Annotated in this window: 19 protein-coding genes; 11 read left to right on the top strand and 8 right to left on the bottom strand. The window is 49.2% G+C overall.

All coding sequences use genetic code 11. From position 1 onward, the window contains the following. Positions 1-114: 114 nt before the first annotated feature. From aceF to pdhR, 3 genes are all read right to left on the bottom strand, one after another. A complete protein-coding gene (gene aceF, locus AB3Y96_RS18110; protein WP_367299878.1) occupies positions 115-1,995 on the bottom strand; it encodes a pyruvate dehydrogenase complex dihydrolipoyllysine-residue acetyltransferase in 1,881 nt (626 codons plus the stop codon). A 13-nt stretch (positions 1,996-2,008) separates the two neighbouring features. Further along, positions 2,009-4,672 (bottom strand): pyruvate dehydrogenase (acetyl-transferring), homodimeric type, encoded by a 2,664-nt coding sequence (gene aceE, locus AB3Y96_RS18115; RefSeq protein ID WP_367299879.1) that lies wholly within the window; start codon positions 4,670-4,672, stop codon positions 2,009-2,011. 161 nt (positions 4,673-4,833) lie between these two features. Continuing rightward, a complete protein-coding gene (gene pdhR, locus AB3Y96_RS18120) occupies positions 4,834-5,598 on the bottom strand; it encodes a pyruvate dehydrogenase complex transcriptional repressor PdhR (RefSeq protein ID WP_025800338.1) in 765 nt (254 codons plus the stop codon). Positions 5,599-6,465: 867 nt separating this feature from the next. Between pdhR and AB3Y96_RS18125 the strand changes: the two genes are divergently transcribed. From AB3Y96_RS18125 to AB3Y96_RS18140, 4 genes are all read left to right on the top strand, one after another. Further along, on the top strand, positions 6,466-7,863 hold the full coding sequence (locus AB3Y96_RS18125; RefSeq protein WP_367299880.1) for an amino acid permease: 1,398 nt from the start codon (positions 6,466-6,468) through the stop codon (positions 7,861-7,863). 567 nt (positions 7,864-8,430) lie between these two features. Next, positions 8,431-9,852, top strand: coding sequence for a carbohydrate porin (locus AB3Y96_RS18130; RefSeq protein WP_367299881.1), 1,422 nt, complete (start codon positions 8,431-8,433; stop codon positions 9,850-9,852). 209 nt (positions 9,853-10,061) lie between these two features. Next, positions 10,062-11,465, top strand: a complete 1,404-nt coding sequence (locus tag AB3Y96_RS18135) for a glycoside-pentoside-hexuronide (GPH):cation symporter (RefSeq protein WP_367299882.1) — start codon at positions 10,062-10,064, stop codon at positions 11,463-11,465. A gap of 25 nt (positions 11,466-11,490) precedes the next feature. Beyond that, on the top strand, positions 11,491-12,441 hold the full coding sequence (locus tag AB3Y96_RS18140; protein WP_367299883.1) for a family 43 glycosylhydrolase: 951 nt from the start codon (positions 11,491-11,493) through the stop codon (positions 12,439-12,441). Positions 12,442-13,139: 698 nt separating this feature from the next. Here the strand turns inward: AB3Y96_RS18140 and ampE are convergent. Continuing rightward, on the bottom strand, positions 13,140-13,994 hold the full coding sequence (gene ampE, locus AB3Y96_RS18145; RefSeq protein WP_072310064.1) for a beta-lactamase regulator AmpE: 855 nt from the start codon (positions 13,992-13,994) through the stop codon (positions 13,140-13,142). Positions 13,995-14,014: 20 nt separating this feature from the next. After that, positions 14,015-14,572: a 1,6-anhydro-N-acetylmuramyl-L-alanine amidase AmpD gene (gene ampD, locus AB3Y96_RS18150; protein WP_072310063.1), complete on the bottom strand. Its 558-nt coding sequence runs from the start codon at positions 14,570-14,572 to the stop codon at positions 14,015-14,017. Between the two features lie 211 nt (positions 14,573-14,783). On the opposite strand from ampD, the gene nadC reads away from it, so the two are divergent. From nadC to hofC, 4 genes are all read left to right on the top strand, one after another. Continuing rightward, on the top strand, positions 14,784-15,674 hold the full coding sequence (nadC, locus tag AB3Y96_RS18155) for a carboxylating nicotinate-nucleotide diphosphorylase (protein ID WP_072310062.1): 891 nt from the start codon (positions 14,784-14,786) through the stop codon (positions 15,672-15,674). A gap of 181 nt (positions 15,675-15,855) precedes the next feature. Then, positions 15,856-16,338 (top strand): prepilin peptidase-dependent pilin, encoded by a 483-nt coding sequence (ppdD, locus tag AB3Y96_RS18160; RefSeq protein WP_367299884.1) that lies wholly within the window; start codon positions 15,856-15,858, stop codon positions 16,336-16,338. Further along, positions 16,335-17,738, top strand: coding sequence for a type II secretion system protein GspE (gspE, locus tag AB3Y96_RS18165; protein WP_367299885.1), 1,404 nt, complete (start codon positions 16,335-16,337; stop codon positions 17,736-17,738). The genes ppdD and gspE overlap by 4 nt, the downstream gene beginning before the upstream one ends. Positions 17,739-17,744: 6 nt before the next feature. Further along, the gene (gene hofC, locus AB3Y96_RS18170) at positions 17,745-18,941 is read left to right on the top strand and encodes a protein transport protein HofC (protein WP_367299886.1); all 1,197 of its coding nucleotides are present in this window, start codon (positions 17,745-17,747) and stop codon (positions 18,939-18,941) included. A 79-nt stretch (positions 18,942-19,020) separates the two neighbouring features. On the opposite strand, the gene AB3Y96_RS18175 is transcribed toward hofC, so the two are convergent. Next, a complete protein-coding gene (locus AB3Y96_RS18175) occupies positions 19,021-20,067 on the bottom strand; it encodes a GMP reductase (protein ID WP_367299887.1) in 1,047 nt (348 codons plus the stop codon). A gap of 394 nt (positions 20,068-20,461) precedes the next feature. On the opposite strand from AB3Y96_RS18175, the gene coaE reads away from it, so the two are divergent. The 3 genes from coaE (at position 20,462) to yacG (ending at position 22,090) form a co-directional block, all read left to right on the top strand. Continuing rightward, positions 20,462-21,085: a dephospho-CoA kinase gene (gene coaE / locus AB3Y96_RS18180; protein ID WP_072310090.1), complete on the top strand. Its 624-nt coding sequence runs from the start codon at positions 20,462-20,464 to the stop codon at positions 21,083-21,085. Further along, complete coding sequence (zapD, locus tag AB3Y96_RS18185) at positions 21,078-21,830, top strand: cell division protein ZapD (RefSeq protein ID WP_072310058.1); 753 nt, start codon at positions 21,078-21,080, stop codon at positions 21,828-21,830. Before coaE ends, zapD begins: the two co-directional genes overlap by 8 nt. A gap of 65 nt (positions 21,831-21,895) precedes the next feature. Continuing rightward, the gene (yacG, locus tag AB3Y96_RS18190; protein ID WP_072310057.1) at positions 21,896-22,090 is read left to right on the top strand and encodes a DNA gyrase inhibitor YacG; all 195 of its coding nucleotides are present in this window, start codon (positions 21,896-21,898) and stop codon (positions 22,088-22,090) included. Between the two features lie 49 nt (positions 22,091-22,139). On the opposite strand, the gene mutT is transcribed toward yacG, so the two are convergent. After that, positions 22,140-22,529, bottom strand: coding sequence for an 8-oxo-dGTP diphosphatase MutT (mutT, locus tag AB3Y96_RS18195; RefSeq protein WP_168780286.1), 390 nt, complete (start codon positions 22,527-22,529; stop codon positions 22,140-22,142). 106 nt (positions 22,530-22,635) lie between these two features. Further along, positions 22,636-25,344 (bottom strand): preprotein translocase subunit SecA, encoded by a 2,709-nt coding sequence (gene secA, locus AB3Y96_RS18200; protein ID WP_367299888.1) that lies wholly within the window; start codon positions 25,342-25,344, stop codon positions 22,636-22,638. Positions 25,345-25,384: the final 40 nt, after the last annotated feature.

Consider the following 25,384-nt stretch of genomic DNA (forward strand, 5'->3'; position numbering starts at 1 on the left):
ATTCTGTAAAGCTTTGATCGGGTGACGAAAGTCTCACTATCCAATGCTGAACCGTATTAGCTCCAGCACTGACGCACTTGAAGAAAAAGCCGGCCGTTCGGCCGGCTTTTAGGGTTACATCACCAGGCGACGAATGTCTGACAGCATATTGTTGATGATGGTGATAAAGCGAGCACCATCAGCACCGTCAATCACGCGGTGGTCGAAGGAAAGAGAAATCGGCATCATCAGACGCGGCGTAAACTCTTTACCATTCCATACCGGCTCAATCGCTGATTTAGAAACACCCAAGATAGCGACTTCAGGCGCGTTAACAATCGGCGCGAAGTGGGTTGTACCCAGGCCACCGATGCTGGAGATGGTGAAGCAACCGCCCTGCATTTCGCCAGCCGTCAGCTTACCATCACGCGCTTTCTTAGAGATCACCGTCAGTTCACGAGACAGCTCAGTAATGCTCTTCTTGTTAACGTCTTTGAAGACAGGAACAACCAGACCATTTGGCGTATCAACCGCAACACCGATGTTGATGTATTTCTTCAGCGTCAGGCGCTGCGCATCTTCAGACAGAGAGCTGTTGAAACGTGGCATCTGCTCAAGCGCTGCCGCAACGGCTTTCATGATGAAGACCACTGGGGTGAATTTCACGTCCAGTTTACGTTTCTCAGCTTCGGCGTTCTGCTGTTTACGGAACGCTTCCAGATCGGTGATATCGGTTTTGTCGAAGTGCGTAACGTGCGGGATCATCACCCAGTTACGGCTCAGGTTAGCACCAGAAATTTTCTGGATGCGACCCAATTCAACTTCTTCGATTTCGCCAAACTTGCTGAAGTCAACTTTCGGCCAAGGCAACATGCCCGGAATACCGCCACCCGCAGCCGCTGCCGGAGCAGATTCAGCGCGTTTAACCGCATCTTTCACGTAAGCCTGAACGTCTTCGCGCAGGATACGACCTTTACGGCCAGAACCTTTGACTTTCGCCAGGTTCACACCGAATTCACGCGCTAAGCGACGGATAACCGGCGTTGCGTGAACATAAGCGTCGTTTTCAGCAAACTCGCCTTTCGATTCAGCTTTAGCCGCTGGCGCAGGGGCAGCTTTCTGTTCCTGTTTAGCCGGAGCAGCGTCCTGTTTAGCAGCTGGTGCAGCTGCAGGAGCCGCGCCTTCTACTTCAAAGGTCATGATCAGTGAACCGGTTTTTACTTTGTCGCCGGTCGCGATCTTGATTTCTTTAACCACACCCGCGAACGGAGCTGGGACTTCCATAGAGGCTTTATCGCCTTCTACAGTAATCAGTGATTGTTCAGCGGCAACTTTATCGCCCACTTTTACCATCACTTCAGTCACTTCAACTTCGTCACCGCCGATGTCTGGAACTTCAACATCTTTAACCGCTGATGCGCCCGCTGCCGCAGCAGCTGGAGCCGCTGACTGTGCTGGTGCAGAAGCGGCAGGCGCAGCGCCAGCCACTTCGAAGACCATGATCAGTGAGCCAGTTTTCACTTTGTCACCGGTCGCAATCTTGATCTCTTTAACCACACCTGCAAACGGTGCAGGAACTTCCATAGAGGCTTTGTCGCCTTCTACGGTGATCAGAGACTGTTCAGCTTCAACGGTATCGCCAACTTTCACCATCACTTCGGTGACTTCAACTTCGTCGGCGCCGATGTCTGGAACTTCAACATCTTTTGCCGCAGCGGCGGCGGCCGGAGCAGGTGCGGCCGCTGGTTTCTCTTCTGCTTTAGCTGGTGCACCTTCGGCTTCGCTATTTGTTTCAAACAACATGATCAGTTTGCCGGTTTCGACTTTGTCGCCCACGGAAACTTTAATTTCTTTAACTACACCGGCCTGTGGCGATGGGACTTCCATGGAAGCTTTGTCACCTTCAACGGTGATCAAAGACTGTTCGGCTTCCACTTTGTCGCCCACTTTTACCATCACTTCGGTAACTTCAACTTCATCAGCACCGATGTCCGGTACATTAATTTCGATAGACATTCTTCTGTACCTCTTATGCCAGACGCGGGTTAACTTTTTCTGGGTTGATGTCGAATTTCTTAATTGCATCAGCAACCACAGAAGCTTCGATTTCACCGCGTTTAGCCAGTTCACCCAGTGCAGCAACCACAACGTAAGAAGCATCAACTTCAAAGTGGTGACGCAGGTTTTCGCGGCTGTCTGAACGACCGAAGCCGTCAGTACCCAGTACGCGATAATCGCTGGCTGGAACGTAAGTACGAACCTGTTCTGCGAACAGCTTCATGTAGTCGGTAGATGCAACCGCTGGCGCATCGTTCATCACCTGAGCGATGTACGGTACACGTGGAGTTTCGGTTGGGTGCAGCATGTTCCAACGCTCACAGTCCTGACCATCACGAGCCAGCTCGGTGAAGGAAGTTACGCTGTAGGTATCAGAACCCACGCCGTATTCTTCAGCCAGGATCTTAGCCGCTTCACGAACGTGACGCAGGATAGAACCTGAACCCAGCAGCTGAACCTTACCTTTGTTACCTTCCAGAGTTTCCAGTTTGTAGATACCTTTACGGATACCTTCTTCTGCACCCTGCGGCATTGCCGGCATGTGGTAGTTTTCGTTCAGCGTAGTGATGTAGTAGTAAACGTTTTCTTGCGCTTCACCGTACATGCGCTCCAAGCCGTCATGCATGATGACTGCTACTTCGTAAGCGTATGCTGGATCGTAAGAGATACAGTTCGGGATAGTCAGAGACTGAATATGGCTGTGGCCATCTTCGTGCTGCAGACCTTCACCGTTCAGGGTTGTACGACCTGAAGTACCACCGATCAGGAAGCCACGTGCCTGTTGGTCACCCGCTGCCCAGCACAGGTCGCCGATACGCTGGAAACCAAACATGGAGTAGTAAATGTAGAACGGAATCATTGGCAGATCGTTGGTGCTGTAAGACGTTGCCGCCGCCAGCCAAGATGATGCTGCACCCAGTTCGTTGATACCTTCCTGCAGGATCTGACCTTTTTCGTCTTCTTTATAGTAAGCAACCTGCTCACGGTCCTGCGGGGTGTACTGCTGGCCGTTAGGGCTGTAGATACCGATCTGACGGAACAGGCCTTCCATACCAAAGGTACGCGCTTCGTCGGCGATGATTGGAACCAGACGATCTTTGATCGACTTGTTCTTCAGCATCACGTTCAGGGCACGAACGAAAGCGATGGTGGTAGAGATTTCTTTGTTCTGCTCTTCCAACAGAGAACCGAAGTCTGACAGCGCAGGCATTTCCAGTTTCTCGGTGAAGTGAGTCAGACGAGTTGGCAGGTAGCCTTGCAGCGCCTGACGGCGTTCGTGCAGGTACTTAGACTCTTCAGAATCTTTATCAAACGTCACGTATGGCAGTTTTTCGATTTCAGAATCAGCCACAGGTACGTTGAAACGATCACGGAACTGGCGCACGCCGTCCATGTTCATTTTCTTAACCTGGTGAGCGATGTTCTTACCTTCGGCGGTGTCACCCATGCCATAACCTTTAACGGTGTGGGCAAGAATAACGGTCGCTTGGCCTTTGGTATCTTTCGCTTTTTTCAGTGCCGCGTAGACTTTCTTAGGATCGTGGCCGCCACGGTTCAATGCCCAGATTTCGTCATCGCTCATGTCTTTAACCAGAGCGGCGGTTTCAGGGTAACGACCGAAGAAGTGCTCACGAACATAAGCGCCGTCTTTGGATTTGAAGGTCTGGTAGTCGCCGTCCAGCGTTTCGTTCATCAGCTGGATCAGTTTACCGCTGGTATCTTTACGCAGCAGCTCATCCCAACGGCTACCCCAGATAACCTTAATCACGTTCCAGCCAGCGCCTGCGAAGATGCCTTCCAGTTCGTTAACGATTTTGCCGTTACCGGTGACAGGGCCATCCAGACGTTGCAGATTACAGTTGATGATGAAGCACAGGTTGTCCAGTTTTTCACGAGTTGCGATAGTGATCGCACCTTTAGATTCTGGCTCATCCATCTCGCCGTCGCCCAAGAAAGCGTATACGGTTTGTTCAGAGGTGTCTTTCAGGCCACGGTGTTCCAGATATTTCAGGAACTTAGCCTGATAGATCGCACCGATTGGGCCCAGACCCATGGATACGGTTGGGAACTGCCAGAATTCAGGCATCAGTTTAGGATGCGGGTAAGAGGACAGGCCTTTACCGTGAACTTCCTGACGGAAGTTGTTCATCTGTTCTTCTGTCAGACGGCCTTCAAGGAAGGCACGAGCGTAAACGCCCGGAGAAATGTGGCCCTGGAAGTACACCAAATCGCCGCCGTCTTTCTGATTGCGAGCGCGGAAGAAGTGGTTAAAGCAGACTTCGTATACCGTTGCGGAAGACTGGAAAGAAGCCATATGGCCACCCAGCTCCAGATCCTTTTTCGATGCACGCAGAACGGTCATGATCGCGTTCCAACGAATCGCTGAACGGATGCGGCGTTCCAGCTTCAGATTACCTGGGTACGCAGGTTCGTCTTCTACCGCAATGGTATTGACGTAGTTGCGGCTGGTCGCTCCGGTAGGCAGATTTACGCCGCCTTTACGGGCTTCACCCAATACTTGATCAATCAGGTACTGAGCGCGCTCTACACCTTCTTCACGGATGACCGATTCGATCGCCTGCAGCCAGTCGCGGGTTTCGATCGGGTCCACGTCATTGTTTAAACGTTCTGACATGGTGGTATTCCTTATCTGTCTAATGGTTTGTCAGGAGCCTGTCTTCGTGTGTTTTCTTCATGTCGGGAAAAAACACGAAGACAGGCCCAATCAGGGTTTAGTTGCCTAGTGGTGTTGCAATAAAACGGATTATCAAAGGGCTAAGCTTTCACAATCCGTTTTTAATCCTTGCGTTGCTGGAGTCTGCGCAGCGACCGCTCACGGCGGCTATGCTCACGATTGAGCTCCAACAAAATATCCTCAATAAATGCCAGATGGCGGTGCGATGCTTCACGAGCTTTCTCTGGCTCGCGTGCCACAATCGCCTCAAAAATGCTGGCACGATGGTCGTTTACCTTGGCCAACATTTCACGGCGCGAGTAAAGCAACTCAAAGTTCTGTTTAACGTTTTGCTCCAGCATCGGCGCCATGCAGCGCAGCAAATGCAGAAGAACCACGTTATGTGCAGCTTCGGTCACCGCGACCTGATACTGCATAACTGCATCCGCTTCAGCGTCTAAATCGCCGCTTTCCTGCGCCTCTTGGATAACCAGATGGCAAGTGCGAATACGGGTTAAATCTTCGTCTGTGCCGCGCAGTGCTGCGTAATAAGCAGCAATACCTTCAAGCGCATGACGGGTTTCGAGCAAATCGAATTGTGATTCTGGATGGTCTGCCAGTAGTTCAGCCAAAGGATCGCTAAAACTTTGCCAGAGGTTGGTTTGAACGAAGGTACCGCCTCCCTGACGACGCAACAGCAATCCTTTTGCTTCTAGCCGCTGTATCGCTTCTCTTAAAGAAGGTCGAGACACATCAAACTGTTTCGCCAGCTCACGCTCGGGCAGAAGTTTTTCTCCTGGGCGTAGCGTGCCTTCCAGAATCAGATATTCCAGTTGCTGTTCGATGACATCTGATAGTTTCGGTTGACGAATTTTGCTGTAGGCCATGTCGCTCTTTTCTTCTCTGCGAGTGCTTCTTCTTATTAACGTTATTTTGTTCGCGAGCCGCTTAAAATCTCTGCGAGTGGCGCAAAGTCAATTGGTAATACCAATTTCAAAAACGTGACGCTAAAGTAACAAAGTATTCACCTGCTGTCCATACAGGCTTTGATTGAAATCATAAAAGCGAGCATTTTTTAACAAAGTCACTCAAACAACACAGCAATACTATAACTGTAACGTGGTAATACCATTTACGAGGCAAGAGAGTATTTTAACTTTATTGAAACTAAAAGACACTCAGGCTGAAGCGTGAAAGCAGCGCTAAATATGCATAAAAAATCAAACTAATGAATAATTATTTAATTTGTATATGTATTAACAATGCTAATTGCTTGAAGATAAATATGTTACGTGCGGTAGGTAAAATTAGGTAAAGAAGTAAAGGCTATACGGTGTTTGCCAAACAAACTCGCTCAGCCAGCACAAAATCCATTCAATCGGCAATTCTCCACATCCTCCCAAAGAGGTACCTCCACCGGCAGCGCTTCATTTTGTAAAATTCTGCTTTTTTTTCGTCTCTTTCGCCAATTTCGCTCAAAGCGTCTATTTTATAAACAATGCTCATTTTCTCTGAATGAATGAGCAAAAATTCATTGAGCTCTCTCTGTGATCTATATCGGTATTTAACGTTATAAATGTGGTGCAATTTCTTTCGCTTATCATTATTCTCCAGTCATTGGTAGCCAGTAAAACAAATCAAATTGGCATTCCATGTAAACAATAAATTACGCATTTCGTATTTTAATAATTACAAATGACAGTAACAGTGAGCCAGAGGTCGTTTTCGGCCGGCGTATTTAGAGGATGAAAGACATGAGTGATCAGCAGCATCGCGCTCAGCCTCACGGTGACCAACTGAAAAGGGGATTGAAAAATCGCCATATTCAGCTGATTGCTCTGGGTGGTGCCATCGGCACCGGACTATTTTTAGGTATCGCACAAACCATCAAAATGGCGGGCCCGTCTGTTATTTTGGGCTACGCGATTGGTGGTTTTATTGCGTTCTTAATAATGCGTCAATTGGGTGAAATGGTGGTTGAGGAGCCTGTAGCAGGGTCTTTTAGCCACTTTGCCTTTAAATACTGGGGGAACTTTGCAGGTTTTGCCTCAGGCTGGAACTACTGGGTTCTGTATGTGCTTGTGGCGATGGCAGAACTCACCGCCGTCGGTATTTATGTGCAGTACTGGTTCCCTGATATCCCTACATGGGTTTCTGCGGCCGTCTTCTTCCTAGCGATTAACGCCATTAACCTTGCGAACGTCAAAGTCTATGGTGAAATGGAATTCTGGTTTGCCATTATCAAAGTCGTCGCCATTATCGGCATGATTGTGTTCGGCGCATGGCTCTTACTGAGCGGACACGCAGGGCCAGAAGCCAGCGTAACAAATCTGTGGGAGCAAGGTGGATTCTTCCCTAACGGCACGATGGGTCTGGTGATGGCGATGGCCGTTATCATGTTCTCGTTTGGTGGGTTAGAACTGGTTGGCATTACCGCAGCCGAAGCTGATAATCCAGAGAAAAGCATTCCTAAAGCCACGAATCAGGTTATTTACCGCATCCTGCTTTTCTATATTGGCTCCCTGTCTATCCTGCTGTCACTTTATCCGTGGGGCAAAGTGGTGGAAGGCGGCAGTCCATTCGTGATGATTTTCCACGAGTTAGACAGCAACGTTGTTGCTACCATCCTGAATATCGTGGTTTTGACCGCTGCGCTATCGGTTTATAACAGCTGCGTGTACTGCAACAGCCGCATGCTGTTTGGCTTAGCTAAACAGGGCAACGGGCCGAAAGCGTTACTGAAAGTCGATGGCCGCGGTGTGCCCGTGGTAGCGATTGGGCTCTCAGCTGCCGCCACTCTGCTGTGCGTGCTGATTAACTACGTCATGCCGGGGAAAGCCTTTGAACTACTGATGGCGCTGGTGGTTTCAGCTCTGGTGATCAACTGGGCGATGATTAGCTTGGCGCACCTGCGTTTCCGTGCGGCTAAAAATCGTGAAGGCGTAGTACCTAAGTTTCAGGCGTTCTGGTATCCGTTCGGCAACTACCTGTGCTTAGCATTCCTGTGCGGGATCTTAGTCATCATGTACTTCACACCGGGCATTCAGATTTCAGTGCTGCTGATACCGGTATGGTTGATCATTCTCGGTATTGGCTACGCAATTAAACAAAGGAATCAACGGATTAAAGGTCAAATGACTCACAATACCTAACAAACCACACCCCGGTCCATTGGTGCAAATCAGTGAACCGGGGAATATATCCGCAGATTGGCCATATTAAGTATTTACCGAATATTCACCTCAGCTGTTTGCTCTATTGTCATGCGACCTGTGGCGACCCATAAGAGCACAAAACAAACGCCCTCCTTATCTTAGTCATCCACTGACTTTAAATTCAGCGATAATATTCTTGCCTCTTAAATAGAAGCTATTCCATCGACATTATGCAAAGCGCTTCGTGCATCCAATAATATAGTTTAATTAATATCAATTCAGTTAAAAATACACACCAATAATAATTCACACCGTCCTAATCAGTAACTCCGCAACAACGCCATGAGATCTCACACACAATAAATAATTATCTCAATATAAGTGTGAAATATCGCAATTGAGAAAACATCCGACAACAAACAAGATAAAACCCAAGACAACAAATAGACATGAAATCAAGAAATACTTCCGAGAATATAAATATAAAAGTTGAATGATTAAATATCTCGCTGAAAGGGTATTTAGTTATCAACACATTTCCACTCATCACATGGAACGTTAATCATGATAAAAGTGAACCCACTGGCATTAATTATAGGTCTAGCTCTTTTCGGCTCTACATCCACCTTTGCCTCTACAGATAGCAGTATTGAAGCTCGGCTCAATGCATTAGAAAAACGGCTTCAGCAGGCCGAGCAACGCGCCACTCAGGCGGAAAACCGTGCAGAAGCGGCAGAACTGAAAGTACAAAAATTAGAAACCCGCACCGTCAATACTGAACAACAAACAGTTCAAGTAGCGAAGCGCACCGATACGCTGGAAACCAAAACCAACAATACGAGCGAATTAAAACTTAACCATTTTGTTGATAGCCTAAAAATCTATGGTGATGTCGAATTTAACTTGGATGCAGCGAGCAATAGCGGAAAATTAACATCACTTAAAAGCAGCGATAATAAAGATTGGAAAGCGAGTAATAATGAACGCTGGGATGTTAATGGACGTGTGCTATTAGGCGTTGATGGATATAAGAACGGCACGGCTGGTAACTATTCAGGGTTCAGCATACAGCCACTGGCCGATTTGGCTGGAAAAATGAATCTCGATGATGCAACCTTCTTCTTTGGCAACGAAAATAACTGGCAAGCTAAGATTGGTCGTTTCGAAGCTTACGATATGTTCCCTCTCAACCAAGACACCTTTATTGAATACTCAGGAAATACCGCTAACGACCTTTACTCAAATGGCTACGGATATATCTATATGATGAAAGAGGGGCGAGGCCGCAGCAATACGGGCGGCAATGTCATGCTTAGCAAAAATATCGATCATTGGTATTTCGAACTTAACAATCTGATAGAGAACGGCACTTCGCTATTTGATGATGGCAACTATCATGGCACTCATCTCACCAATGATAAAAACGTCGTTTATATGCGCCCGGTTATTGCTTGGAAGGACCGCGATTTTTCAGCCGCCGTCGCAATGGAAACCAACGTGGTTAATAACGCCTACGGCTACACGGATAGCCAAGGCCGTTTTGTCGATCAATCCAAGCGAAACGGTTATGGTTTTAGCATGACGTGGAACGGGTTGGCTAACGATCCTGAAAATGGCGTAGTGACTAACGTGAATACGGCCTACCTCGATGCATCAAATGAAACCGACTTTACGGCGGGAGTCAACGTTCTGTGGCATCGTTTCGAACTTGGTTATATCTACGCTCATAACAATATTAAAGAGTTTAATACCGACAATATAAACGTTAATTTTGATTCAAATGACTCTCTCGACGGGCCAGGGAAATACAATATCCACACTATTCATGCGTCGTATCAAATCCCTAACATAATGAATATGCCTAACTTTAATATCTTCATAGGCACTTATTATTCATTGCTAGATGCGAATACTAATAGCAAAGTTGCTAATCATTACAATGATGACCGCTATGGCGTAAGAGCTAGATTCAAATACTACTTCTAACGATTTCATCCCCTCGGCCCCGATCATTGTTTATCCTCACCGTACATGGATACTCAATGATCAGGGCAAATTGCCACATTGCTCACAACTCTAGCCCAATAGCACATTTATCCATCTCGCCAGCTAAACCTTTACCCATAGAATCAAGGTTTACGAGCACATAATCCTCATCAAGATAGCTAAATAATTTCTATGTGAGGATGTTAGCCATGAATGAAAACAAGCTTTCGGTAAAAGAAAAGATCGGGTACGGAATGGGAGATGCTGGTTGCAATATGATCGGCGGCGCCATCATGATGTTCCTGAGCTATTTCTACACCGATATCTTTGGTTTAGCCCCCGCATTAGTTGGCGTGTTGCTCCTTTCGGTGCGCGTTCTGGATGCCGTTACCGACCCGATTATGGGTGCCATTGCCGACCGCACTCAGACACGCTGGGGGCGTTTTCGTCCTTATCTGCTCTGGGTATCATTCCCTTACGTCATTTTCAGCGTATTGATGTTTACCACGCCAGAATGGACCTATAATAGCAAAGTTATCTATGCATTCGTAACCTACTTCTTGATGTCGCTGACCTACACCGCCATCAATATTCCTTATTGCTCGCTAGGTGGTGTTATCACCGCCGATCCCAAAGAGCGCGTTTCCTGCCAGTCTTACCGTTTCATCATGGTTGGGATCGCCACCTTGATTTTATCCTCTACCCTTCTACCGATGGCAGATTGGTTTGGCGGCGAAGACAAAGCGAAAGGCTATCAAATGGCGATGGGCGTGCTGGCGCTGATTGGCTTATTTATGTTTCTGTTCTGCTTTGCCACCGTTCGCGAGCGCATTAAACCCGCCGTTCCGAGCAATGATGCGCTGAAGCAGGATTTACGCGACGTATGGAAGAACGATCAGTGGGTACGCATTCTGCTGCTCACGTTCTGCAACGTCTGCCCAGGCTTTATTCGTATGGCAGCCACCATGTATTACGTGGTGTGGGTGATGGAAAAAAGCACGCATTTCGCCACCCTGTTTATCAGCTTAGGCGTGATTGGCATGATGTTCGGCAGCGCGCTGGCGAAACCGTTAACCGATCGCTACTGCAAACTTAAGGTCTTCTTCTGGACCAATATTGTGCTCGCAATTTTCTCCTGTGGCTTCTATTGGGTAAACCCACACGCGACCACTTTAGTTCTGGTGCTCTATTTCTTGCTCAATATTCTACATCAGCTCCCTTCCCCACTGCACTGGTCGCTGATGGCCGACGTTGACGACTACGGTGAATGGAAAACGGGGAAACGCAGCACCGGAATTAGCTTCTCAGGCAACCTGTTTTTCCTCAAAGTGGGCTTAGCCGTGGCGGGCGCAATGGTAGGGTTCTTGCTTTCAGCCTACGGCTACGACGCCGGTGCGGCACGCCAGAGCGACACCGCTGTGGGCGGTATTATTCTGCTTTTCACCATCATCCCAGGAATTGGCTATTTGATTACCGCAGGCGTTGTACGCCTATTGAAAGTTGACCGCACCATGATGATTCAAATTCAGAGCGATCTGGCTAAACGCCGCGAAAACTATCAAGAGCTCAATGCGCTAATCGATGCCAAGCAGGCGAAGCCACATACTGTTTAATCCATGAGATATCAGGGAGCTATAAATGACCGTTTTTCCTAACCCGCTGATTGAACAGCGCGCCGATCCCTATATTCATTTGCATCAGGATGGTTGGTATTACTTTATCGCTTCGGTGCCCGAATACGATCGTTTGGAACTACGCCGTGCCCAAACGCTAGAGCAACTGGCCAACGCAAAACCCGTGACTGTTTGGCACAAGCCAGAAAATGGTCCAATGAGCCACCTGATTTGGGCCCCAGAGCTGCATTTCTTCAATGGACAATGGGTGATTTATTTTGCTGCCGCGCATTCACCGGAGATTAAAGAAGGGCTATTCCAGCACCGTATGTTCGCCCTGACCTGCAACGACGCCGATCCGCTAAGCGGAAACTGGGTTGAGCGAGGCAGAATCATCACGCCGCTGGATACGTTTTCACTCGACGCCACCAGTTTTGAATACCAAGGTAAACGCTACTACCTTTGGGCGCAGAAAGATCCTGAGATTTATGGCAACTCTAATCTTTATCTCGCTGAACTTGAAAACGCATGGATGATAAAAGGCCAGCCGGTGATGCTGAGCAAGCCAGAGCTGGAATGGGAGACGAGAGGTTTTTGGGTCAACGAGGGACCTGCGGTCATTCACCATGGCGGAAGAATTTTTATCACTTATTCCGCCAGCGCCACCGATGAAAACTACTGTATGGGGATGCTATGGGCGAAGGACGGCGTTGATATTCTAGATGCCGCTCAATGGCATAAAGCGCAAAAGCCCGTATTTGGCACCGCACGCCATAACCGCCAATTTGGCCCAGGACATAACAGTTTTACTCAAACCCAAGAGGGCGACAACGTACTGGTCTATCACGCGCGCAACTACACTGAAATCGAAGGCGATCCGTTGTATGACCCAAACCGCCATACGCGTATTAAAACCTTCGAGTGGGATGAACAAGGGATGCCGGTGTTTGGGGAGCCGTTGGGGGATAATAGGTAGGGAGGCATCAGGGGGGCGATTCAACTTATGGGGTAAGGTTTCGTCTGCCGGTACTGTATGTGTATACGTTAGAACTGTGAAGTTTTCGTACGCCGAATACACCGAGTTTCACATAGACATTGTGCTGGCGTCCGAGCAAGGCGGCTCAATCGCCGCCGCCTTGCATCCGGGCTTGGCACCGCTCTCCAGCCCGCTACGCGGGTTCCTTCATTGCGTCATTCCGGCTTTAACGGAACGAACGACAATCGGCATCCATGCCTCCGTCGTTCTTTTGCCGACGTCCAGTCGGCAAATCCTAGCCTACATTCCTCCATTCAGCTGAAGAACAACGTGCCGGAAAAGGCCAAAAGACAAAAGACAAAAGACAAAAGACAAAAGACAAAAGACAAAAGACAAAAGACAAAAGACAAAAGATATTTTCTATCTTTTTATTTTCTTTTAATTGTTTAAGTCTTGGTAGGGAGAGCCGCCGGTACAAGGATGTACCGGCGGAGTTTGGGGCGCCCTGAATGGGCGATACCAAACCGTAGCGGAAATGGCGTCTCGGATAAAAGCGCGCGAGTTGAGAGCCCCCGCGCAACGGGGCTCTCATCGGACGCCTACGCCATTGGTTTCATGGAAATGCTCATGTTCACTGGCGGACGAAACCTTTCACAATTCTAACATATACAGTACTGGCGCACGAAGCCCCACTCCACCTACATCAACGCCCCATAAATCGTCAGCAGCGCCACAACCACCAGCAACACCATGGTGATTTTTCGCGCTAGCGTTACCGCCGCACGCGGCGTTTTAATCGGATCGAGATGCGGATCGCGCGCTAAGGAGAACTGTGCCAAATTGGTCAGCACTTTATATTGCGACGAATGCACATCACCCAGTGAAGCGAGCCATGCAGGCAGCGCCCTTTCACCATGGCCTAGCAGCGCATAGGTCACACCGGCTAAACGCACGGGGATCCAATCAAGCCAGTTCAGAACCAAATCCACACCCGACTGCGCACGTAACAGCGGCGACCCCTGACGTGTTAGCCATGTTTGGTAAGCACGCAGCATGGCATATCCCGCTAATGCAACAGGACCATACGGGCCTGCCACCACAAACCAAAACAGCGGCGCAAGATAGAAACGAAAGTTAATCCAAACCAGCGCATTTTGCAGTTCACGCAAACGCACATCAGCCGTACAATCCGTGGGCAAACCATGAATCAATGCCAGCTCGGTCGCCATCTGATCGGTCGCGTGTTCATCGCCTTTGCGCGCAGCCGCGAGATAAGCACGGTAGTGTTTACGGATTTCTCCCGCCCCAATGCAAAACAGCGCAATTAGAATCCACAATGCCAATGACAGCACCCCGAAGAACATACCGTGTGCAGCCCACAAAACGGCAAACACCACCGCCATCCAAACAATCGTCATCAGCAATGTTTTGGGCAACGATGCTCCAGAGCCCATCCGAAATATCGGCTCAAAACGGTGATCAATTTGCCAATGGTGCCCGAGCTTAAACAGACGCTCCCACGCTAATACCAGTAACAACGAAAACAGAGTCATGCTTCTTAACTCCCTTCTTTTTATTTATTTTTTATGTAACGACTTAAAATCTGGCGATATTCATCCCAGAAAAACATCGGGCCTGGATCGGTTTTTCGCCCTGGCGCAATATCGCTATGTCCAGTCACACGCTGAGGTGTTATCGGGTATTCATCCATCAGCAATGCGTTAATTTCTGCCAGCTTGCAATATTGTTCAGGCTCAAACGCTTGGGTATCAGTGCCTTCCAACTCAATGCCAATCGAAAAATCATTGCAGCGTTCGCGCCCCTCAAAACAAGAGACTCCTGCGTGCCATGCTCGGCGATTAAAAGGCACATACTGAATCACGGTTCCATCACGGCGTATCAGGCAGTGTGCAGAAACGCGCAAATGTTGAATTTCAGCAAAAAAAGGATGCTCATCGGCACGTAATGTACCGGTAAAAAGCTGGCTGATATACGGTCCGCCAAACTCGCCCGGCGGTAGGCTAATATTATGCACCACCAGCAATGACGGCGCTTCGCTATCTGGGCGATCGTCAAAATGAGGCGAAGGCACGCGCTCAACGCCAACAATCCAGCCGTCTTCTAATCGCATTTCTTACTGCTACTCCTGACCGAATGAGTGTTGTCTATAGCCAAAGTAATTGGAGTTGCAGCCAACGCAGATGCAGCTTCAAGTATGACGGCTATATATGGTACTTATAGCGGCAACAGAGTAGCATGATTATTCTTAATACTTGGACCTATATCAACAGTCCATGTTTATGGCCTAAAGGTCATCACCTGCTACTTTCGGAGTTTTTATTATGCCGACACGCCGCTACAGCGCCGATTCGCGCCGAGCCGAGCTGTTAGAACGTATTGAAAACGACATCCCTTACGCGGTGTCTCTGGCTCTACGAGAAGATTTGGGCGGCGAAGTAGACGCTGACCGTGATATCTCTGCACAACTATTGCCAAGCGATAGGGAAGCCACCGCCACCATCATCACCCGCGAAGCTGGCGTTTTTTGCGGTGTTCGCTGGTTAGAAGAGGTCTTTCTGCAACTAGGGCGGAAAGTCACTATCGAGTGGCAAGTGAAAGATGGTGACGCACTGGTTCCGAACCAATGCCTGTGTAAACTGACCGGCCCTGCCCGCATCCTGCTGACCGGCGAGAGAACCGCGTTAAACTTTTTACAAACGCTCAGCGGCGTATCGACTACGGTCAGCCACTATGTGAATATTTTAGCCGGAACAAAAACGCAGCTGCTCGACACGCGGAAAACCATCCCCGGTATGCGCACCGCACTGAAGTATGCGGTATTGTGCGGAGGCGGAAGCAATCATCGCCTTGGGCTTTCAGACGCTTTTCTGATTAAAGAAAACCACATCATCGCCGCAGGTTCGATAAAAAAAGCCGTCGAACAAGCATTTTGGATGCATACCGATGTGCCCGTTGAAGTGGAAGTCGAATCCATCGACGAGCTCAGAGAAGCGCTGGATGCCGGTGCCGATATTATTATGCTGGATAATTTCACCACCGATATGATGCGTGAAGCGGTGGCGCTAACCGGCGATCTCGCCCAGTTAGAAGTGTCTGGCAATGTGACCGATGAAACGCTGCGCGAGTTTGCTGAGACCGGCGTTGATTTCATTTCAGTCGGAGCACTCACTAAACATATCAAAGCGCTCGATCTCTCCATGCGCTTTCAGTAACACCAGGTTAAACCAATAAGCATTCACCCACGCCATATTGCGGCGCTGTTCGCACTATGGCGTGGAAACCTGTAACAGGTTTGAATTTCTCGTCAATCGCCTTTCCAGTCTTCTCCTTCAGTACTTGGCTACCACCAATGCTCATTGCATGCTGCGCTGCACAACACAGCGGAGACTCATCATGCAGCAAACACAGGTTCCTCACTTAATAGCCCACCGCCAAAGCGGCTTTACGCTTATTGAGCTAATGGTCGTGATCGCCATCATCGCCATTCTTAGTGCCGCAGGAATTCCAGCGTACCAAAGCTATATTCAAAAAGCGGCGATGACAGATATGTTGCAGGCCATGATGCCCTATAAAACGGCGATTGAACTGTGCGCTCTGGAGCAAGGCAGCCTCTCTGAATGCAACATTGGGGCAAGTGGTATTCCCCAAAGCAAAAGTACGACGTATGTCAGCACCCTTAACGTGTCCCAAGGCGTTATCACTGCGGTAGGGCAACAGGCGTTAAAAGGACTCACGGCATCGCTCACACCGCAGTTAGACAGCACGAGCGGCGATCTGAGCTGGCAAAAAAACTGTCAGGCATCAGGTGAAAACAGCTCACTTGTCACCGCCTGCGATCAAGTTCTACGCTTTCCATCCGCAGGAGACACCCAGTGAACCGGCTGCATATTGAGCAGCTATGCCACCAATTTGGCTGCGTCATGATTGAAGAAGATAGCCACGCGATTCAGATCGCTGGGCCTCACACCGTGGCTCCCAGCAAACTCGTTGACGCAATAAAATTCGCCAGCGGGAAATCCGTAGTTTGGCATCGTTGGGGAGTAGCCCAGCTAGAGTCAGCCCAGCAACATCATGCAACAGCGTTAAACTCGCCAGACGGCACCGGTGATGATGTTAAAACCAAGCAGCTACTGGAATATATTATTCAGCAAGCGCTCAAGCGAAGAGCCTCTGACATCCACCTTGAACCGAAACTAAACAGCCTAAACGTTCGCCTGCGCATTGACGGCGTATTGCAGCCGCTGCCGCTCCCGAACGGCAGCGAAACTCTGCGTATTATTCCTCGGCTAAAAGTGATAGCTGAGCTTGATATCGCGGAACGTCGTATTCCACAGGATGGACAACTTAACATCGCGCTAAATTCACAGAGCACAACCTTCCGTATTTCTACCCTACCCACTCGGCTCGGTGAAAAAGTGGTGCTGCGTCAGGTTCAAGATGGGGTCCAGCCTTTTGAGCTCGACGGCTTAGGGTTCGAACCCCGAGCACTTAGCACGTTTAAATCCGCACTGAGCAAACCCCAAGGGCTGATTTTAGTCACAGGACCAACGGGGAGTGGAAAAACAGCCACGCTTTATAGCAGCCTTAACTATTTACGCTCACCAGAGATCAACATTTGTAGCGTAGAAGATCCGGTTGAGTCACCGCTAGAAGGCGTCAACCAAACCGCAATTAATACCAAAGCCGCACTCGGGTTTACCACCGTCCTGCGCGCGCTGCTACGCCAAGACCCTGATGTCATTATGATCGGTGAGATTCGCGATGCTGAGACGGCTGAGATCGCTGTTAATGCAGCGCAAACCGGTCATCTGGTGCTATCCACACTGCATACCAATTCTGCTAGCGAAACGCTGGTACGTTTATCTCAGTTGAATGTTAAGCCCTATCTTATCGCCGCCAGCCTGAGCGTTGTTATCGCACAGCGCTTGGTACGCAAGCTCTGTCAGCATTGTCGCCAACGCGATCTTACCGCTCAAAAACTCCCCCCCAGCCAGTGGCAAGGCGATGAGTTTCATCACTGGATAGCCGCTGGCTGCGAACACTGCTTTAACGGTTACTATGGTCGAAAAGCCGTCTACGAAATCCTGCCAATTTCACCCGAGATCCAACTCGCACTGCTCGCTCAAGCCTCCGCTCTAGACATTCACACGCTATCACAGCAACAGGGCGTTGTATCGCTGTGGCAGGCTGGTCTTCAGCTCGCTCATCGAGGAGAAACCTCGCTGGCAGAAGTCGTGCGTGTATTGGGTGGTCATTATGCTGACAAGGTACGGTGAAAACAGATGACTTATGCGCTCTTTACATGGTTAGCGATAGACCCAGCGCAGCAATTGCTAACGGGCGTCTGTCTCGCAAAGCAAAAAGAACAGGCACTTTTTCAGCTACAGATACAGGGGCTCATACCACTGAAAATGCAGCGGCAGTATCGCCTGCGTCCTTTAGCGTGGAAGAATACAGATTGCATTCACTCCATCGAACAGCTAGCAACACTACTGCATGCGGAATTGCCTTTGGCTAAATGCCTATTGATGCTGTCAGAAGATCATCCACATCGCCATTGGCGGTGTTTACTTCAACGACTCGCGCAGCAGGTTAGTATGGGTATTCCTCTGTCAGAGGCGCTGGTCACGTTCCCAGATATCTTTCCTCCTATGTATAGCAAAACCATTGCCACGGCAGAATTGACAGGACGGCTGGATCAAAGCTGTTTCGCGCTGGCAGAGCAACAGAAGCGCCAAGCCGAGCTCAAGGCCAAGATCGGCAAAGCGTTGCGCTACCCCGCTCTCTTACTCAGCGTCACACTCATTGTGATCGTCATTATGCTAGTTTGGGTATTGCCACAATTTTCCGATCTCTATCGAAGTTTTAATGCCCCCTTGCCTGCATTCACGCGTGCATTGATGGCTTGCTCTCAGGTGCTGATTCAGCATGCGCCGTCGATTATTGGGATTATCTCTTCGGCAGTGCTTCTGACGCTATGGCGTTATCAGCGTTCGCCGTCATTCCGAATTCAAACACAGCGAATGTTATTACGGTTGCCCATCATCGGTCGTTTGATATCAACAGCAAATCTTAGCCAACTTTTTTTCAGCCTCACTATGACCCAACAGGCAGGATTACCGCTGTTGAAAGGGCTAGAAAATGCGACTCAGGCGCAGCAGAATCCTATTTTTCGGCAGGCGGTCGAAAATGTGAGCCAGAATTTACAACAGGGAGATGCCCTAAGCTTGGCAATAAAGCAGCAGTCAGTATTTCCAACACTGTGTTTTCAACTGATACGGGTGGGTGAAGAATCCGGTGGGCTTGACCACATGATGTCGCGCTTGGCACAGCATTATCAGCATCAAGCTAATAGCCTGAGCGACGCGCTGGCGCAGATGATAGAACCCATCATGATGGTAATTATGGGGATTGTGGTCGGTGGCTTAGTGCTTGCAATGTATCTCCCGATTTTTCAACTGGGCAATGTATTGCAATAAGAAATGATAACGGGCAAAGAAGGCATAAAACAAAACAGCCACTCTGTATCAACAGAATGGCTGCATTTAGAGTGCTAACTTAGTTGGAACCGTAAACGCGGTTTTCCTGCTCCGCAACGCGGATAAAGGTCGTGCGCTTGGTTAGCTCTTTCAAGCGCTCTGCGCCAACGTAGGTACAAGCTGAACGTAGGCCACCCAAGATATCACGAACGGTGTTATCTACCGGGCCACGCAGCGGGAGACGCACGGTTTTACCTTCTGCTGCACGGTAGCCCGCAACACCGCCAACGTGACGATTCATGGCAGACTCAGAGCTCATGCCATAGAACAACATGAACTTATCACCGCTTTCGTCTTCAACGACACGGCCTTCGCATTCATCATGCCCTGCCAGCATCCCACCCAGCATCACGAAATCAGCACCACCGCCGAAAGCTTTAGCCACATCACCCGGCACGGTGCAACCACCGTCGGATACAATTTGCCCACCCAGACCATGCGCAGCATCGGCACACTCAATCACGGCGGACAGCTGTGGATAACCAACGCCGGTTTTCACACGCGTGGTACACACGGAGCCCGGACCGATGCCGACTTTTACAATGTCTGCGCCGGACAAAATCAGCTCTTCGACCATTTCACCGGTAACAACGTTACCCGCACAAATCACTTTATCTGGGCATGCTTCACGCGCTTTACGCAGGAAGGCCACGAAGTGCTCTGAATAACCATTAGCAACGTCAATACAGATAAACTTCAGCGATGGGGATAAGGCCAGAATCTGCTTCATCTTCAGGAAGTCAGCTTCAGAGGTACCGGTAGAAACCATAACATGACGCAGTACGCTTTCAGACGAACGCTGAACGAACTGCTGCCACTGTTCTACGGTGTAATGTTTGTGAACTGCGGTCAGCACATCGAAAGAAGCGAGCGCTTCTGCCATGCGGAAAGTGCCTACCGTGTCCATATTGGCTGCGATAACCGGAACGCCGGACCACTTCCATCCTGAATGCTTAAAGGTGTACTCACGCTCAAGCTCAACTTCAGAACGGCTTTTTAAGGTTGAACGCTTAGGGCGGATCAGGACATCTTTAAAGCCTAACTTCAGATCTTCTTCAATACGCATGTGTTTGGTTTCCTGGTTAACGGCGACGATTCGCAGGGAATGCAATCATACAAACGATTGGCTGTTGCATGACGCCAGTTCCAGTGACGTTATCATACGCAAGAATTCCACCTCGACAAGACTGCTTTTTCATCAAAATTTAGGTTACACTCCCATAAATTTATCCGAGCCAGTTCCTCCCTTCCAGATCACATTTTTCTGCATAAAAAAGCGTAAACCTTACAACTCTGCCTGTTTTTTTCTCAAAATAGTCGAGCCAATAAGATCCTTGCTTGCACTTGGCGCTAGGACCATTATGATTCGCATGGCATTTATTTCTCGCACCCATAGTGGGTTAATTAAGGTGTTAGTCAGCAAGCATTGATGCGCTAATTTGCTATGAAAAGGTGGCATGATGACCTATATCGTTGCATTAACCGGAGGGATCGGCAGTGGTAAAAGCACTGTCGCGGATGCGTTCAGTCAGTTGGGCGTTCCCGTTGTTGATGCCGACGTCATTGCCAGGCAGGTTGTCGCCGTTGGCGCTCCCGCGCTACAAAAAATTGCCGCACATTTCGGTCAAAAAATATTGCTGGATGATGGCTCATTAAATCGGGCATTGCTGCGAGAAATTATTTTTAATCAACCGCAGGAAAAAATGTGGCTCAATAGCCTGCTGCATCCCATGATTCATCAAGAGACGCAGCGTCAACTGACCACGATTGATACCCCTTATGCTTTATGGGTGGTTCCTCTGCTGATTGAAAATGGATTAACTCAACGAGCGCAGCGCGTCTTGGTAGTTGACGTTGATCCTGAAGTACAGCTTCAGCGGACGATGGCTCGCGACGGTGTTTCTCGCGAACAAGCCGCAAACATTTTGGCAGCCCAGGCCACACGTGCACAGCGTTTAGCCTATGCTGATGATATTATTGAGAACAGCGGTAGCCCTGAAACCATCGCGCCGCGCGTTGCCTCACTGCATCGTCACTATCTAGATCTGGCGGCAGCGACCCAACAGGATCCACACCATGAGTGATACATCTACGACTGTTTTGTTTGAACATCCGCTAAATGAAAAGATGCGTACTTGGCTACGAATCGATTTCTTACTTCAGCAATTACAGCAACATAGACATCTACAAGATATCACTGGCGCTCTCGCCTTTTTTCGTACCACGGCCGATCTGCTCGATGTATTGGAGCGCGGCGAAGTGCGCACCGAGCTATTAAAAGAGCTTGAACGCCAACAGCGTAAACTGTTGCAATGGACTGAAGTTCCCGGCGTCGATCAGGAGATGATCCGCCAATTACGTAACCAACTGAAAAATCAGGCCGCCACATTGATGGCTGCGCCGCGTATTGGCCAACAGCTGCGTGAAGATCGTCTCATCGCCTTGGTTCGTCAGCGTTTGGGTATCCCCGGTGGTTGCTGTAGTTTTGACCTTCCTACACTGCACATTTGGCTGCATCAGCCGCAAGAAGTCCGCGACGAACTGGTCGATTCTTGGCTCACTTCCCTTGAACCATTATCCGCAACGCTGACGTTAATCCTAAACTTAATCCGTAACTCTGGCGTTTTTAAACCGATGATCAGTCTCAACGGTTTTTATCAGGATAACGCGGAAGATGCCGATCTGCTGCGAATGAATATTGCTTTGAATTTGCAGGTGTACCCGCAAGTTTCCGGGCACAAAACCCGTTTTGCGATCCGCTTCTTACCACTTGATAGTGAGCAGGGTTCTGTTCCAGAACGTTTGCAGTTTGAACTAGCCTGCTGCTAAAAATGGACTAAAGGCTCACAACGCTGAAGCGTTCTCAAAAAAGTGAGCACGAAAGGAAATAGAAAATGAAAGATGAAGTAATGACGGTGAACTGCCCTATCTGCGGCAAATCCGTAATTTGGGGTGAGCAAAGCCCTTATCGTCCATTCTGCTGCAAACGCTGCCAGCTGATTGATCTTGGCGAATGGGCGGATGAAGAGAAGCGCATTCCGAGTAATCCAGATCTTTCAGAAAGTGATGACTGGAGTGAAGAGCAGTAATGCGTTCACAGGCGTAGGTTTTCCTACGCCATCTAAGTTTCGTTAAGTGTTAAGCCTTGTTAAGCTGTTCGATAACCGGCTTGTTAGGCTCGGGAAACTCTTCAGCTTTCAGCTGATGCTGGTGCACCCAACGCATTGGCTGGCCCTCTCGCCCGTATGGCGTGTTATTCCAACACTTAACCAAGTAGAAATAGAGCGTGACAATACGGTCGCTAAAACGATGATCCAGCTGGTACAGCAGTTCACTGTCCAATACTTCAATCCCCGTCTCTTCTAATAACTCACGCTGCAATCCCTGAACTGGACTCTCATTAACCTCAATTTTTCCGCCGGGAAACTCCCACAGGCCGGATAAATGTGAGTCGCTGCCACGCTGAGTAATGAAAATCTCCCCTTCGTCATTGCGAATAATACCCACTGCAATGTGCAAATGTTTCAGGCTCATAGCTTATTCCTTCTGATGACATTCTTACCTGATAAGGTAAGAAAAAGGGACACGCCAAAGCGTATCCCTTGATAACAATGATGTTCACAGCGTTAAATGATTAGCCTTGCAGGCGACCATGACACTGTTTGTATTTTTTACCAGAACCGCAAGGACATGGATCGTTACGCCCAACTTTGCGTTCGCCTGTCTGAGAAGCCAAATCCTGCGCAACCAGAGTGGCATCATCTACGTGGCTAAGCTGCTGCTGGCGGGCCAGACGTTCAGCTTCTTCACGGCGCTGTTGTTCCATTGCTTCAACTTCTTCTGGCATACGCACCTGAACTTTGCTCAGCACGCTGATCACTTCGTATTTCAGCGATTCCAGCATAGACGCGAACATCGCGAAGGATTCACGCTTATATTCTTGCTTAGGATCTTTCTGCGCATAACCACGCAGATGGATGCCCTGACGCAGGTAGTCCATGGCAGCCAGATGTTCTTTCCACAGGGAGTCCAACGTTTGCAGCATCACGCCCTTCTCAAAGTTGCGCATCATTTCTACGCCAACAACTTCTTCTTTGCGCTGATAAACTTCAACGGCCTGCTGGAAAATGCGTTCACGCAGAGTTTCTTCATGCAATTCAGGCTCTTTATCCAGCCACTCTTTGATTGGCATTTCCAAATCAAAGTCATTCTTCAGACGCTCTTGCAGGCCTTCGATATCCCACATTTCTTCCAGTGACTGCGGTGGAATATAGGTATCAAGCACGGTTTTAAACACATCTTCACGGATGCTGGTAATGGTTTCGCTAACGTCGCTTACGTCCAGCAGTTCGTTACGCTGGGTGTAGATCGCACGGCGTTGGTCATTGGCCACATCATCATATTCCAGCAGTTGCTTACGAATATCAAAGTTACGGCTTTCAACTTTGCGCTGCGCATTGGCGATTGCTTTGGTCACCCAAGGATGCTCAATGGCTTCGCCTGGTTTCATACCTAATTTACGCATCATGCCGGTAACGCGATCAGAAGCGAAGATGCGCATCAGGGCATCTTCCATAGACAGGTAGAAGCGAGAAGAACCGGCATCACCCTGACGGCCCGCACGGCCACGCAGCTGGTTATCGATACGGCGTGATTCATGACGCTCGGTACCAATGATGTGTAAACCGCCCGCTGCCAGAACTGCATCATGGCGAATTTTCCACGCGGCTTTGATTTCTTCAATCTGTTCGTCAGTAGGCTCAACCAGATCAGCGACTTCAGTCTGCCAGCTGCCGCCCAGCACAATGTCAGTACCACGACCGGCCATGTTGGTTGCGATAGTTACCGCGCCAGGCTGACCGGCGTTGGCCACGATATCTGCTTCTTTCGCATGGAACTTGGCGTTCAATACGTTGTGTTTGATACCCGCTTTAGTCAGCTCCTGAGAAACCACTTCTGATTTTTCAATCGAGATAGTACCCACCAGCACTGGCTGTCCGCGTTTAGTACATTCACGGATATCTTCAATAATCGCACCGATTTTTTCCATTTCAGTCATATAGACCAGATCAGGCATATCGTTACGGATCATTGGACGGTTGGTTGGAACAACGATGGTATCCAGTTTGTAGATAGAGCTGAATTCGAATGCTTCAGTATCAGCAGTACCGGTCATACCGGCTAATTTTTCATACAGACGGAAGTAATTCTGGAAGGTAATAGAAGCCAGCGTTTGGTTTTCGTTTTGGATCTCAACGCCTTCTTTCGCTTCAACCGCCTGATGCAGACCATCAGACCAGCGACGACCTTGCATGGTACGGCCGGTGTGCTCATCGACGATGATAACTTCGCCATCTTTAACGATGTAGTCAACGTCACGCGTAAACAGCACGTGTGCGCGCAATGCCGCGGTAACGTGATGCATCAGCATAATGTTAGCCGGAGAGTACAGAGACTCACCTTCTTCCATGATGCCCGCTTCAACCAGCATCTCTTCAATCAGGATCAGACCACGTTCGGTCAGGTTAACCTGACGGCTTTTCTCATCAACGGAGAAGTGACCTTCACCTTGGAAGGTATCAGAGTCTTCTTTTTCCTGACGGATCAGCTGAGGAATAAGCTTGTTCACGCGGATGTACATCTCGGAGCTGTCTTCAGCAGGACCAGAGATAATCAGCGGCGTACGCGCTTCATCGATCAGAATGGAGTCAACCTCATCCACCAGCGCATAGTGCAGTTTGCGCTGAACGCGTTCTTCAGGGCTAAACGCCATGTTGTCGCGCAGGTAGTCAAAGCCGTATTCGTTGTTAGTACCGTAGGTGATATCAGCGGCGTAAGCGGCGCGTTTCGCTGGTGCGGTCATACCAGGCAGGTTGATACCAACAGACAGGCCGAGGAACTCGAACAGTGGACGGTTGTTTTCGGCATCACGCTGTGCCAAGTAGTCGTTCACGGTAACAACGTGTACGCCTTTGCCGCTCAGCGCATTCAGATATGCCGGCAGGGTTGCGGTCAGGGTCTTACCTTCACCAGTACGCATTTCTGCGATACAGCGGTCATTCAGAACCATACCGCCTAACAGCTGAACGTCGAAGTGACGCATACCAAACACGCGCTTACTCGCTTCACGAACGGTCGCAAAAGCTTCTGGCAACAAGCTTTCTACCGTTGCGCCTTTTGCCAAACGCTCACGGAACTCATTGGTTTTTGCTTTCAGCTCGTCGTCGGAGAGTTTTTCCATCTCCGGTTCCATCTGATTAATCAGTGCTACAGCTTTGCGCATACGGCGCAGCGTACGATCGTTACGGCTACCAAAAACCTTGGTCAATAATTTAATTAACATAATTCTTAATATCTCTTAGGGAGCGATGCTTGACGATCGC

The sequence above is a fragment of the Hafnia alvei genome, assembly GCF_964063325.1.
In the GTDB taxonomy this organism is placed as follows: Bacteria; Pseudomonadota; Gammaproteobacteria; order Enterobacterales; family Enterobacteriaceae; genus Hafnia; species Hafnia alvei_B.